The 13898-nt window shown below is 72.0% G+C and carries 9 protein-coding genes; 4 read left to right on the top strand and 5 right to left on the bottom strand.

Annotation, left to right across the window (positions count from 1 at the left end; translation table 11 throughout):
- Positions 1 to 9 precede the first annotated feature (9 nt).
- Complete coding sequence (locus B056_RS0122070) at positions 10 to 3210, top strand: adenylate/guanylate cyclase domain-containing protein (RefSeq protein WP_018504037.1); 3201 nt, start codon at positions 10 to 12, stop codon at positions 3208 to 3210.
- Positions 3211 to 3264: 54 nt separating this feature from the next.
- Here B056_RS0122070 and B056_RS0122075 read toward each other — a convergent pair whose 3' ends face one another.
- Positions 3265 to 4242, bottom strand: coding sequence for a polysaccharide lyase (locus B056_RS0122075; protein ID WP_018504038.1), 978 nt, complete (start codon positions 4240 to 4242; stop codon positions 3265 to 3267).
- The gene (locus B056_RS0122080) at positions 4239 to 5636 is read right to left on the bottom strand and encodes a UDP-glucose dehydrogenase family protein (protein WP_026239993.1); all 1398 of its coding nucleotides are present in this window, start codon (positions 5634 to 5636) and stop codon (positions 4239 to 4241) included. Before B056_RS0122080 ends, B056_RS0122075 begins: the two co-directional genes overlap by 4 nt.
- Before the next feature lie 366 nt (positions 5637 to 6002).
- Between B056_RS0122080 and B056_RS0122085 the strand changes: the two genes are divergently transcribed.
- The 3 genes from B056_RS0122085 to B056_RS0122095 are packed head-to-tail and all read left to right on the top strand — an operon-like array spanning position 6003 to position 10947.
- A complete protein-coding gene (locus B056_RS0122085) occupies positions 6003 to 7277 on the top strand; it encodes a glycosyltransferase family 2 protein (RefSeq protein WP_018504040.1) in 1275 nt (424 codons plus the stop codon).
- Complete coding sequence (locus B056_RS37540) at positions 7274 to 9817, top strand: right-handed parallel beta-helix repeat-containing protein (RefSeq protein ID WP_230203114.1); 2544 nt, start codon at positions 7274 to 7276, stop codon at positions 9815 to 9817. Before B056_RS0122085 ends, B056_RS37540 begins: the two co-directional genes overlap by 4 nt.
- A gap of 38 nt (positions 9818 to 9855) precedes the next feature.
- Complete coding sequence (locus B056_RS0122095; RefSeq protein WP_018504041.1) at positions 9856 to 10947, top strand: right-handed parallel beta-helix repeat-containing protein; 1092 nt, start codon at positions 9856 to 9858, stop codon at positions 10945 to 10947.
- A 75-nt stretch (positions 10948 to 11022) separates the two neighbouring features.
- Here B056_RS0122095 and B056_RS37545 read toward each other — a convergent pair whose 3' ends face one another.
- From B056_RS37545 to pgi, 3 genes are all read right to left on the bottom strand, one after another.
- Complete coding sequence (locus tag B056_RS37545) at positions 11023 to 11346, bottom strand: hypothetical protein (protein WP_026239995.1); 324 nt, start codon at positions 11344 to 11346, stop codon at positions 11023 to 11025.
- A 377-nt stretch (positions 11347 to 11723) separates the two neighbouring features.
- Positions 11724 to 12071 (bottom strand): STAS domain-containing protein, encoded by a 348-nt coding sequence (locus B056_RS0122105; protein WP_018504043.1) that lies wholly within the window; start codon positions 12069 to 12071, stop codon positions 11724 to 11726.
- Positions 12072 to 12243: 172 nt separating this feature from the next.
- On the bottom strand, positions 12244 to 13896 hold the full coding sequence (gene pgi / locus B056_RS0122110) for a glucose-6-phosphate isomerase (RefSeq protein WP_018504044.1): 1653 nt from the start codon (positions 13894 to 13896) through the stop codon (positions 12244 to 12246).
- Between the last annotated feature and the right edge of the window lie 2 nt (positions 13897 to 13898).

Below are 13898 nucleotides of genomic sequence, written 5' to 3' on the forward strand. Positions count from 1 at the left end.
ATCCCGCACATGGTGCCGTGCCCGACATGCGCGGAGGAGAACCCGAAGCGAGCGCGCTTCTGCTCCGAGTGCGGGAACCCCCTGCCCGTCGCGGGCAACGGGTCGCGCAAGACAGTGACCATCATGTTCGTCGACATAACCGGTTCGACGGACATCGGTGAGAAGATCGACTCCGAGCCGCTGCAGCAGGTCATGTGGCGGTTCTTCACCACCGTGCGTGAGGTCATCCACGCTCATGGCGGCACGGTCGAGAAGTTCATCGGGGACGCGGTGTTCGCCGTGTTCGGCATCCCGGTGCTGCACGAGGACGACGCGCTGCGCGCCGTGCGGGCCAGCCTGGACATCCGCGCGGCGATGGAGGAGCTCAACGCCGACCTCCAGCGCGAGTGGGGCCTGCGGCTGCGGGTGCGCATCGGGATCAACACCGGCGAGGTGACCGTCGCCGGCGGCGGCGCGACCGGCGACCCGGTGAACGTCGCCTCCCGGCTGGAGGAGGCCGCGCCGCCCGACGAGATCCTCATCGGTGACAGCACCTACAAGTTCATCCGGCACAGCGTCACCGTCAGCTCGGTGGGCCCGCTGGTCGTGCAGGGCAAGCGGGAGCCGGTGCGGGCGCACCGGCTGATCGGGCTGGTCGACCCGACCGCCGGCCCGGGCAGCCGGGCCCCCACCCAGGGCTTCGCCGCGCCGGTGATCGGCCGCAACCGGGAACGCCGCCGCCTCCAGGACGCCTTCGAGGCCGTCGTCGAGGAGCGGACCTGCCACCTGTTCACCGTGCTCGGCCCGGCCGGCATCGGGAAGTCTCGGATGGTCGGCGAGTTCTGCCAGGCCACCGCCTCCCGCGCGACCGTGCTCACCGGCCGCTGCCTGTCCTACGGCGAGGGCATCGCCTACTGGCCGCTGATGGAGATGGTCCGCCAGGCCACCGGCATGTCCGCCGACGAGAGCGCGCCGGACGGCCGGCTGCGCCTCAAGGAGCTGCTGGCGGACGTCCCGCAGGCCGCCGAGGTGGTCGACGCGCTCGCCCCGCTGGTCGGGCTCGGCGGCGCCGAGCTGGGCGCCCAGGAGAGCTTCTGGGCGGTCCGCACCTTCTTCCAGGCGCTGGCCGAGAAGCGCCCGCTGGTGCTGTGGTTCGACGACGTCCACTGGGCCGAGCCGACCCTGCTGGACCTGATCGAGCACGTCGCCGACTGGTCGCGCGACGCGCCGATCCTGCTGCTGTGCCTGTCCCGCCCGGAGCTGCTGGAGGACCGGCGCGAGTGGGGCGGCGGCAAGCTGAACGCCACGTCGATGCTGCTGGCGCCGCTCACCGAGGCGCGCTGCCACCGGCTGATCCGCACCCTGATGGGCTCGGACGACCTCGACCCCGCGCTCGTCTCGAGGATCACCACCTCGGCGGCGGGCAACCCGCTGTTCGTCGAACAGATGGTCGCCGCGCTGGTCGACGACGGCCTGCTGCGCCGCGAGGGTTCCCGGTGGATCGCCACCGGGAACCTGCGCGGGGTCACCGTGCCACCGACGATCTCCGCCCTGCTGGCCGCCCGGCTCGACCGCCTGGAGCCCCCGGAGCGCCGGGTGCTGGAGCGCGCCGCCGTGGTCGGCGAGCGGTTCTACCTGGACGCCGTCGTCGAGCTCTCCGACCCGTCCGAGCGTCCGTACGTCACCGAGCACTGCCTGTCGCTGGTCCGCAAGGAGCTCGTCCACCCGGACCGCTCGGACCTGCCCGGCGTCGACGCCTACCGGTTCCTGCACGTCCTGCTGCGCGACTGCGCCTACCAGGCGGCGTCCAAGCGCCAGCGCGCCGACCTGCACCAGCGCTTCGCCGGCTGGTTGCAGGCGCGGATGGTCGGCGGGCCGGGCGAGCACGACGAGCTGGTCGGCTACCACCTGGAACAGGCCTACCGCTACCGGGTGGAGCTCGGGCAGCGTGACACCGAGATGATCGAGCTCGGCCGGGCGGCGGCCACCTGCCTGATCGAGGCGGCCGACCGGGTCCGCCAGGGTGACGAGACCGGCGCCGCGCAGCTGCTCAAGCGCGCGATCACGCTGCTGCCGGAGACCGACCCGCTGCGGCTGCGGGCCGAGATCGACCTCGGCTGGGCGCTGTACTCGTTCGGCCGGCTCTCCGATGCCGAGCGCATCCTGCGGCAGGTCACCGAGCGGGCGCGGCGCGCCGGCGAGGACGGCCTGCGGGCGCACGCCCGGCTCGCCCAGCTGCGGGTGCTGTTCGCGACCGACCCCGAGGGCCTGGTCGCCAGCACGCTCACCGAGGCCACCGCGGCGCTGGCCGCCTTCGTCCGGGACGGCGACGACGTCGGCGCCGCGCTGGCCTGCCGCAGCCAGTCGGCGGCGTACGGCGCGGCCGGCCAGTTCGCGGCTGCGGAGAAGGCCATGGAGGCCGCCGTGCTGCACGCCGAGGAGTCCGGGGTGCCCCGGGCCGCGCACTCGCTGCGGCGCGAGCTGGTGCTGCTGCTGAGCCTCGTGCCGCGCCCGGTGCCGTACGCGATCGCGAAGGCGACCAGGGCGCTGGAGGCGGCCGGCGACGACCGCGGGCTGCGCCGGGCGGTGCTCGCCCAGCTCGCGCTGCTCAACGCCATGTCCGGGGACCTGGAGGCGGCGCGCACCCATCTCAAGGACGCCGAGGAGATCGTCGGGGACATCCGCGGCGCCCGCACCGACCCGTTCCACAGCGGCTTCGTGGTGGCCCGGGTGGCTCTGCTGGCCGACGAGCCGGAGATCGCCGAACGCGAGCTGCGCCGCAGCTGCCGCCAGCTGTCCCGGATGGGCGAGCGCGCGCACCTGGCGACCCGCGCCGCGTTGCTGGCCGACGTGCTGGTCCGGCGCGGCAAGCTGGAGGAGGCGCAGAAGTACGTCAACCGGTGCCGGGACGCGGCCGCCGGCGACCAGCTCCCCGCCCAGGCGGGCTGGTGCTCGGTGCACGCCAAGCTGCTGTCGATCTCCGGGCGGGACGCCGAGGCGCTGCGCTTCGCCGACACCGCGTGCGACCTGGCCGGGCGCACCGACGACATCGACGGGCAGGGCAACGCGCTGCTGGCCCGCGCCGAGGTGCTCTACCGGGCCGGGCGCAAGGACGACGCCGCCGAGAGCATGGAGGCGGCCAGCGCCCGGTTCCTGCAGAAGGGGAACCGGGCGGCGGCGGCCACCAGCCGGCGGCTGTTCGAGACCCTCGACGCCGAGCGTTTCGGCTGACCCGGCCGGCTCAGGTCAGTTCCGGGCCGGACCGACTCCGGGACCGGGATCGGCTCAGGTCACCTCGGGCTTCGGGAGCGGGTTGAGCCGTGTGGTGCCGTAGGTGAACCCGGCCAGGTCGATGGTCTGCGGCGTGGCCGGCTCGTACGAGGTCCCGCCGTCGCCGAAGGTCGCTGTGACGAGAATCCCACCGATACGCAGGTCGTTGGAGATCCGCGGGTTGAAGCTCTGCTCCTTGTGGACGAGCTGACCGTCCAGCCAGGCGAGCAGGACACCGTCGGCGAAGCCCTCGAAGTTGAGTTTGACGCCCTGTTCCACGCAGATCCAGCGGCCGACCGGCCAGTGCCACGCGCCTTTGCCGATCACATTGATCGGGTGATCGGAGCGCGCGGTGTTCGCGTAGACGATTCCTTCGTCACCGTCCCGCCACGCGAAGCGGGTGGCCAATCCGCTGCGCAACGTCTCCGTACGCTGACGGTTCTTGACGATGGTGCCGAACAATCCCGGGAGGCGACCGCCCTTGCCAAAGGCGAAACCCTCCGGGAACCGCAGGTAGTAACGCAGGTACAGCTCGTAGGGTGATCTCAGGGTGTGATCGACGAAGAGCTGCGTCCCGCCGTAGGTGGGCCCGTCGCCGTAGATTCTCGCGTCCGCGGGGTTCATCGCGTCAACCGGAAGTGAGATTCGCAGGAATTTCGGGAAGCGTGGATCGTCCGACGGCATCATCTGCGCGCGGTCCAGCCCGAAGCTCGACCGGCCCTGGGCCACCAGGTCCTTGCCGAAGAACTCCTTCGCCGCGGCCGGGTCCGCGAGGGTGCGCCGCGCGGCGGCGGTGGTCGCGGGCGCGGCGGCGGGCGTCGCCGTGTCCGGCGGCAGGATCTCGCTGGCCGGGTCGAACGGCTGGTCGTCGGAGACCAGGCCGCAGCCCGTCCCCGCCAGCGCGAACGCGCCGAGGGACGAGGCGAGCAGCGCCCGCCTCGTCCAGCCGCGCCGGTCCGGACCGGCCTCCCCCGGCCTGCCCGGACCGCTCATACGTTGGGGCGGCCGAGCGCGTGGTAGATCCAGCCGGCGGCCCGCCACCGCTGCGGGTCGAGGGTGTTGCGGCCGTCGATGATGACCGGGCGGCGCACCAGCGACGTCAGCAGCGACGGCTCGATCTCACGGAAGTCGGCCCACTCGGTGAGATGCAGCACGACGTCGGCGTCGGCGACCGCCTCGGCGACGCCCGAGGCGTAGCGTAGGTCGGCGAACTTGCGGGCGGCGTTCGCCATGGCCGCCGGGTCGTAGACCGTCACCCGGGCGCCGGCCTTGCGCAGCGCGTCGGCGACGTCCAGCGCCGGCGAGTCGCGGATGTCGTCGCTGTTCGGCTTGAACGCGGCCCCGAGCACGGCGACCCGGCGCCCGGCCGCGCCGCCGCCGAGCAGGTGGATGGCCAGCTCGACCGTCCGGCTGCGCCGGCGCAGGTTGACCCGGTCGACCTCGCTCAGGAAGCCGAGCGCCGGGCCGGCGCCCATCTCCTCGGCGCGGGCCTGGAAGGCACGGATGTCCTTGGGCAGGCAGCCGCCGCCGAAGCCGAGGCCGGCGCCGAGGAACCGGCCGCCGATCCGGGTGTCGTAGGCGAGGGCCGAGGCCAGGGTCTTGACGTCGGCGCCCGCCACCTCGCATACCTCGGACATCGCGTTGATGAAGGAGATCTTCGTGGCGAGGAACGCGTTCGCGGCCACCTTGACCAGCTCGGCGGTGGCGAAGTCGGCGACGACCGCCGGCGTGCCGGCGGCCAGCGCGGTCGCGTACACCTCCCGCAGCCGGGCCTCGACCCGGATCCGGCGCCCGGTGTGGTTGCCCTGGTCGGTGCGGTCGGCCACGCCGTACCACTCGTCGTCGGCGGGCAGGCCGAAGACCAGCCGGTCCGGGCGCAGGGTGTCCTCGACCGCGAAGCCCTCCCGCAGGAACTCGGGGTTCCACGCGAGATCGACCTCGGGGGCCTCCCGGGCGAGCCAGTCGGCGAGGCGCACGGCCGTCCCCGCCGGGACGGTCGACTTGCCCACCAGCAGGGACCCGGCCTTCGGCTGGGCGGCGAGGAGCCGCTCGACCGCGCCGTCGACGTAGCTCATGTCGGCCGCGCCCGAGTCCGCGCGCTGCGGGGTGCCCACGCACAGGAAATGCACGTCCGCGCTCGCCGCGTCGGCGAAGGAGGTCGTGAAGGCCAGCCGGCCGGTCTCGAGGTTCTTGCGCAGGAGCTCCTCGAGGCCCGGTTCGAAGAAGGGCACCTCGCCGTCGGCGAGCCGGCGGACCTTGTCCTGGTCGACGTCGACGCCGATGACGTCGAAACCGAGCTCGCTCATGCAGATCGCGTGCGTGGCCCCGAGATATCCGGTGCCGATAACGCTGATCCGGAGCGGGCTCCCCGCTTCTGGTGTGCTCATTGTGTGTATCCCCCCACTCAACGTCGGGCTTTCGGGCCGCGGAGCGCATTGTGGCCCGCTCGTGTTTCCGGCGGATGAGGCGGGGTGCCGGGGCGACCCGGCCACCGCCACAGGTAGCCACTCGACTACCAAACGTTGCCAGTTTGCCCCTGGTGGAGGGTGGGTACGGTGATCGGTTACGCCCAGTCCTGACCACTGCTAATGTCTGCCTCGGCTATCAATGGATAGACATCAGCGACCACCGGCGGGGGTGCGGTGGGGACTTGAGCCACCCGGCTGGCGCGCCGGATGGTTCGTACACGTCCCAACGCTTGCCCATGACCCTGGCGTTCTCGGTGGCCTGCAGCTGGGGGGGCAACGCACAAGATGGAGTGGTTCGGCGTCGCGTTCGATTTCGTACGCGACCATCGTTCTCTGGTCCCGATCGGGATCGCGGGCGTCGTCTCCTGGGTGGTGTGGCTCACACGCCGCCTGCTCTCCACCCGGTACCGCCCCGTCCGGAACAACTTCCGAGCCAGCACCTCGGTGGTCGTTCCCTCGTTCCGGGAAGATCCCGACGTCCTCCTCCGCTGCCTGGAGACCTGGCTCTCCCAGCAGCCGGACGAAATCATCATCATCCCGGACGTGGAGGACACCGAGCTCATAGCGAGACTCGCCGAGCGCGCCGACCCGACGGTCCGCGTGATCCCGTTCGTCCACGAGGGCAAGCGCTCGGCGCTGGGCGTCGGCCTGTCCGCGGCGACCCGGGACATCGTCGTGCTCTGCGACTCCGACACCGCGTGGGAGCCGGGGCTGCTCGCCGCGGTGCAGATGCCGTTCGTCGACCCGCAGGTCGGCGGGGTGGGCACCCGGCAGAACGTCTACGAGCCGCGCAGCAGCGTGTGGCGGCGGGTCGCGAACTGGCTGGTCGACATCCGCTACCTCGACTACGTGCCGGCGCAGGGCCGGGTCGGCGCCGTCGCCTGCCTGTCCGGGCGGACCGCGGCCTACCGGCGCTCGGCGATCCTGCCCGTGCTGCACAACCTGGAGCACGAGTTCTTCCTCGGCCGGCGGTGCATCGCCGGTGACGACGGCCGGCTGACCTGGCTGGTGCTCGCGTCCGGCTACAAGACCATGCACCAGCACACGGCGCACGCCATGTCGATGTTCCCCGACAACCTGAAGGCCTTCATCAAGCAGCGGGTGCGCTGGAGCCGGAACTCCTACCGGACCTACCTGACCGCCATCTACAAGGGCTGGCTGTGGCGGCAGCCGCTGATCACCCAGGTCAGCGTGCTGCAGATCGTGCTCACCCCGGTGACCATGGGTGTCGCGATGACCTACTTCGTGCTGTGGATGTTCCGGCCGGAGGCGAACGCCCCGATCATCGCGATCGCCTGGCTGCTGCTCGGGCGGTTCATCCGCGGGCTCTCCCACCTCAAGGAGCATCCGCGGGATGTCTTCATCCTCCCGTTGACAGTGCTGATGATCATCGTCGTCGCACTGCCCATCAAGGCCTGGGCGCTGGTGTCTATGAACAAGCAGGGCTGGCTGACCCGGCGCTCCGACATGATCGGCGGGGAGGGGCAGACCGACGCCTCCACCCGCACCGGCCCGGCCGCGGGCGCACGCCCGGCGACGGCGACGGGCGGTGTCCGATGAGGGCCCCGCTCCCAACCTGGATACGGCGGGCGGGGCTGACCACCCTCGTCGTGGCCGCGATCGGGAGCGGTGGCCTGCTCACCGCCCTGCCCGCGCACGCCGAACCGGTGGCGCCGCTGCCCCCGGTCAGCTCGGCGGACGCGAAGAAGCAGTCCAACCTGGTCGACGCCGAGGACATCCGGCTGCGCTCGATGTTCGAGCGCTTCGGGGTGCTCACCGCGCCGACGCTCGTCGAGGTCGCCGGCAGCCTGCCCACCCTGCTGCTGCCGGCACGCCAGGCCCCGTACACCGCGGGGGACGTCGTCGCGGCCGGCGGCGGGCGCCGCGAGGTCGACGGCGCCGTGCTGTTCACCGCGAACGTGCTGGTCGGCCCGCAGGCCCGGCTCGTGATCGATCCCAGCATCAGCACGCTGCGGCTGGCCAGCGGCGCGTCCGGGTTCGCCTCCGTGGCCACCTGGCGCGGCGGGCTGGAGTTCGCCGGGCGCTCCCCGGAGCAGCCGCTGACCGTGGTCGGCTGGGACGTCCAGAACCTCGAGCCGGACAAGCTCACCGTGGACGGCCGCGCCTACATCCGCACCATGGGTGGCGAGCTGATCATGCGCAACACCAGTGCCAACCACCTCGGCTTCTGGAACGGCCGGACCGGCGGCGTGGCCTGGACGGGAAGCAAGGGCGAGCCGAGCACGGGCGGCGCGGCGAACTCGACCCTGAGCGACAACATCTACGGCGCGTACGTCTCCGGCAGCGAGGGCATCCAGATGGTCGGCGTGCGCCTCGTCGACAACGAGCGGTCCGGCCTGGCCGTGCACCGCGACGCCATCACCACGCTCGTGTCCGGGGTGACCTCGGCCCGCAACCACGGCGACGGAATGACCATCGACCGGGCCTCAGGCTCCCGGGTGATGCGCAGCACGGTGAGCGACAACAGCGGCGACGGCATCTCGCTGGACGGCCGTGGCCTCGGCGTGGTCGCCACCGCGACCGGGGTCCAGGTCAACCAGATCAAGGACACCCTGATCGAGGAGAACACCGTCTCCGGCAACGGCCGGTACGGCATCCGGGTCGTCGGCGGCGAGAACACCGTCGTCCGCATGAACACGATCAGCGGCGGCCAGCTCGGCATCGTGGTCAAGAGCGGCGCCAACGGCACCCAGATCACCGGCAACAAGGTGACCGGGGCGGACGAGGCCGGCATCCAGATCGGGCCGGACGCCCGCCGCACCGCCATCGTCGACAACAAGCTCGCCGACGGCCGTCTCGGCGTGCTCACCCAGGACGCCCTCACCACCATCATCAGCCGCAACCAGGTGCGTGGCGCCACCGACTTCGCCATCACGCTGCGTGGCGCCTCGGACGGCAGCACGATCCAGCACAACATCCTCGCCGGCGAGGGCTGGCGGGCGGTCGACACCCGCAAGGCTCTGGGGGTCCGCTCCCGCGACGTGCACAGCAACGACGCCGACGCCTGGGTGTCACGCACTCCGCATCACTGGTACACGCTGTTCCGCCGCCATCCCGCCCTCATCGTGTGGGGTCTGGTGGCGCTCTTCCCACTCGCCGGCTGGTGGGCCCGGCGGCGGGCCCGGCGACGGCCGCCGCGACACCCCTATCCCGAGTCCGAGCTGCTGGTCCGCCGCCTGACCGGGGGCACGATGCGACCGGATCCCGCCTTCTCCGGCATCCCCGACCAGCGGACGGGGTCCTCGGTGGCCGATTCGCCCGCGGGCACCGCCCTTCCCCGGGTGCCCGCGGAGCGCTATCCCACGCCGGGCCGAGCGCAGCCGGCCCCGGCCGGCGCGGGCATTCAGATCCTCCCGACACCGGTGCTCGCCGCGGCGGGCCCGGCGGCGGGAGGAGCGCTGGACGTCCAGCCGGCTCCCGGCGGGCGGACCAGGTCCGGCTCGCGGCGCCGCTCCGGTGCCGCGGAGCCGAACGGCTCCCCGGCGAAGCGGCCACGGCCCGCGACGGCCGGCTCCGACGACACGACCGTCCTGCACACCGGCGGTCTCCGGGCCGGCCGCTCCGGCGCCGACCGCTCCGGCCCCGACCACTCCGGAACCGGTCGTCCCGGAACCGGTGGCGCTGACGACGACCGCCGCGGCACCGACGACGTCGGCAACGCGCTGTCACCGTCCGCGACCCTGACGCCGGCCGCCGCGCCGATCAGTGAGGACGCCCACCCGACCCTGCGCGGCCTGCGCTTCTACCGCACCCCGCGGGACCTGGCGGCCGGACCGGACCTGTCCACCGGACCGGACATGCTGGCCGCGCACGACATGCTGGCCGGACACGGCATGTCCGCCGCGGAGGTCACGACCGAGATCACGACACGGCCGTTCGACGGCGCCGACCACCCCGCGGGTCCCACCCAGTGGCCACGCGCCGGGTGGGAGCAGCCTCCGGAGCCGGACGCCTACTGGTCCGGCGGCCAGGGTTCGGAAGACCAGCCGGACGGCGACCCGAACCTGGAGATCATCGATCCGGTGGACGGGGCGCCTGGTCGCCGCCGCCGCCGTTCCAAAGGGGGAAACAGCAGGTGAGGACCATTTCGCCGGGACAATCCCGGCGACGGGCCGCGATGCTGCGGACGGCCGGCACGCTCGCGGCGGCCTCGGTCGCCCTGGCCGCCTGCGGCTCCGGCGGCGGGGCGGGCCCGCAGCCCAGCGCCACGCCGACCGCCGGCACCGGAACGGGCGCCCCGGCCAGCGCCCCGGCGACCGCGGCCGCCGACCCGTTCCCGACGGCGGCCGCCGTCACCGCGCAACGGCCGGTCGAGTGCCCCGCCGGCGGGACCACCGTCAGCAACGCCGGTGACCTGCGCAGCGCGCTGTCCGCGGCGAAGCCGGGCGCCGTCATCCGGATGACGGACGGCACCTACGGCGGCGACTTCCGGCTGGCCGCCTCGGGCACCGAGGCCGCGCCGATCTGGCTGTGCGGCTCGCCCAAGGCCGTCCTCGACGGCGAGGACGACGCGGACTACGTGCTGCACCTGGACGGCGCGTCCTGGGTGCGGGTGGTCGGCTTCACCGTGCGCAACGGCCAGAAGGGCGTGATGGCGGACCGCGTCCAGCACTCGATCATCGCCCAGCTGCAGGTGAACACGATCGGCGACGAGGCGATCCACCTGCGCACGGCGAGCTCGGACAACCAGGTCATCGGCAACGTCATCCGCGACACCGGCAACCGGCGGGAGAAGTTCGGCGAGGGTGTCTACGTCGGGAGCGCGAGCAGCAACTGGTGCAAGTACACCGACTGTGGGCCGGACCGCAGCGACCGCAACTCGGTGATCGGCAACGACATCGCCGGCACGACCTCGGAGAACATCGACATCAAGGAGGGCACGACCGGCGGGGTGATCAGCGGGAACACGCTGTCGTCGGACGCCCTCACCGAGGCCGACTCGTGGATTGACATCAAGGGCAACGGCTGGCTGATCGAGGACAACACCGGAATCGGCGGCGGCGCCCTGGAGGACGGTTTCCAGACCCATGTCGAGCAGAAGGACTGGGGCCGGCAGAACACCTTCCGCCGTAATCGACTCCCGGTGAACGCCAAGGGCTACGGCATCTACATCCACGAGGGCGCCGAAACCGAGAACATCGTCAGCTGCGACAACCAGGTCAGCGGGGCGTCGTCGGGGCCGTCCAACATCGACTGCTCGTCCGCCTGACGCGGGCCGGCACGACGCCGGCGCGGTCAGCGACACGGCACGGCCAGTGACACCGGCACGGCCAACGGGTCCGGCTCAGGGCACCATCGCCCTGAGCCGGACCTGTTCCTGCAGCCAGTAGAGCTCCTGCGCCCAGAGCCGGAGCCGGGCGACCGCCGTGAGCTGCGCCGACAGCGCCCGGGCGACGACCGGCCTGGCCAGATTCTGCGGCGACTCCGGCGGCCACTGCCAGTCGGCGGCGTCCTGGGCCGCCCGCCGGTAGGCCGCTCCGCGCAACGCGACCTCCGCCAGGGCGAAGTCCACCTGCTCGGTGACCATCGCGAGGCGGGCGCGCATGTCCTCGGTACTGACGGTCGGACCTCCCCCGCCGGCGGAGAGATCCGCGCGTCGCACAGACATGGTGAAGGAAGGGTACGAGGAGTTGGGCTGGGAGCACAGCACCGGATAGCCCACACTCTGGCGACCTGGCGCACCGGGTGGGTGATTACCCGGCTCGGGTGAGTCCGGGACCGCACCGGCCCCCCGCGTGAGGTGACCTCCGGTCCGGGTAAGCGGACCTGCGGGGACACCGATCCGGCTCCCCGACGGCCCGACCACTGGGGGCACTGGTGGACCTGACATCACCGGCGATTCTGATCATGCTCGGCTTCCCGCTCGTCGCGATGGCCGGGATGTTGATGATGAGCCGGCTCGAACGCAGCCTCACCGTTACCGTCACCGGTGCCGGCACCGGTGACATGACCGGCGACAACGTGAGCGGCCGGCTGGACGGCGGCTCAGTGGCCGTGGCCGCGGCCGGCCTCCTCCACCCTGAGCCGGCCGGCGAGCCCGGTCTCGCGGACGAGCTCGACGAAGGCCGGCGCGGCCGCGCGGATACGCAGCTCGGCGTGGACCCGACGGAGCAGGAGGTCCGCGCGGAGCAGGGCGGCGAGCCCCGCGATGTCGATCGCCCGAAGTTCGGCCACATCCACCGTCACCACTCCGCCGCCCCGGCCCAGCAGCTCGCCGACCTGCTCGCGGAAACGTAGCCGGCCGACCGTGTCGAACTCGCCCCCGAGCTCGATCACGACGTCGTCCCCGGTCCGCCGCACCGTCATCCGCGTGGCTGTCGCGTCGACCCGCATGCGTGCGCCCCCCCGGACTCCAGCCGTCGCAGCACGGGCACCGCCCCGTGAGTCGATTACAGAGAGTAACATAGATCAAAGAATCGTCGAACCTTGCTGACTGATTGACGGCGCCGACGGACTGGCAGCGCCCAGCCCAGCCCCTGACCGGGCCGGACTGGGCGGTCGCGGCTCAGACCGACCGGAACAGATTGATCAGCGCGTTGGTGGAGCTGTCGTGCCGCGGCGGCGCTGACGGGTCGGTCAGCTCGGGGATGATCCGCCCGGCCAGCACCTTGCCCAGCTCCACACCCCACTGGTCGTAGCTGTTCACCCCCCACACGACACCCTGCGTGAACACCTTGTGCTCGTAGAGGGCGACCAGCTGCCCCAGAGTGAAGGGTGTCAGCTTCGGCGCCAGCAGAGTGTTCGTCGGGCGGTTGCCGGCGAACGTCCGGTGCGGGACGAGAGCGGCGTCCACCCCCTCGGCCGCGACCTCCTCGGCCGTCCTGCCGAAGGCGAGGGCCTCCGTCTGGGCGAAGAGGTTGGCCATCAGCAGGACGTGCTGGTCGACGTCGCCGACACCGGGATGGTTGGGCGAGAGGAAGCCGATGAAGTCGGCCGGGACGACCGTCGTGCCCTGGTGCAGGAGCTGGAAGTAGGCGTGCTGGCCGTTCGTTCCCGGGGTGCCCCACACCACCGGGCCGGTGGGCACCGGTACGGGCCGGCCGGCCAGATCAACTGACTTGCCGTTGCTCTCCATGTCCAGCTGCTGCAGGTACGCGGGGAAGCGGTCCAGGTACTGGCTGTAAGGGAGCACGGCGTGGCTCTGGGCGCCGAAGAAGTCCCGGTACCACAGCCCGAGCACGCCGAGCAGAACCGGCAGGTTCCGTTCGAACGGGGTGTTCCGGAAATGAACATCCATCGCATGGAATCCGGCCAGCATCTCCCGGAAGTGCTGCGGGCCGATCGCGACCATCAGGGCGAGACCGATGGCCGAGTCCATCGAGTACCGGCCGCCCACCCAGTCCCAGAACTCGAACATGTTGGCCGTGTCGATGCCGAACTCGGCCACCTTCTCCGCATTCGTTGACACGGCAACGAAATGGTGCGCGACGGCGTCCTGGCCGAGCGCGGCGGTGAGCCAGGCCCGCGCGGCGCGGGCGTTCGCGAGCGTCTCCAGCGTGGTGAACGTCTTGGACGCGACGATGAAGAGCGTCTTCGCCGGGTCGAGGTCGTGGGTGGCTTCCCAGATGTCCGTCGGATCGACGTTCGAGACGAACCGGACGGCGATCGAGCGGTCGGAGTAGTCGCGCAGCGCCTGGTAGGCCATCGCGGGCCCCAGGTCGGAGCCGCCGATGCCGATGTTCACGACGGTCGTGATGTGCTCGCCGGTCGCCCCCGTCCACACCCCGGAGCGGACCCGGTCGCAGAAGGCCGACATCCGGTCGAGCACGGCGTGCACCTCGGGCACCACGTCGACGCCGTCCACCTGGATGGCGGTGCCGAGCGGGGCTCGCAGCGCCACGTGCAGCACCGGCCGGTTCTCGGTGATGTTGATGCGCTCGCCGCCGAACATCGCCTCGATGCGCCCGGCGAGGCCGGCGCCGCGGGCCAGCGCGAGCAGCAGTTCGACCGTCCGGGCCGTGACGATGTTCTTCGAATAGTCGAGCCGAAGGCCGTCCGCCTCGACGGTGAACGAATCGGCGCGGCCCGGATCATCGGCGAAGAGCTTCCGCAGGGTCACTCCGGAGATCTCCGCGTGGTGCGCGGTCAGTGCGGCCCACTCCGGGGTCCGGTCGACGACCGTTCCAGCGGCGAGGGCGGTGGACTCGGTGTTCGCCATGA

Source organism: Parafrankia discariae (assembly GCF_000373365.1).
Classification (GTDB): domain Bacteria; phylum Actinomycetota; class Actinomycetes; order Frankiales; family Frankiaceae; genus Parafrankia; species Parafrankia discariae.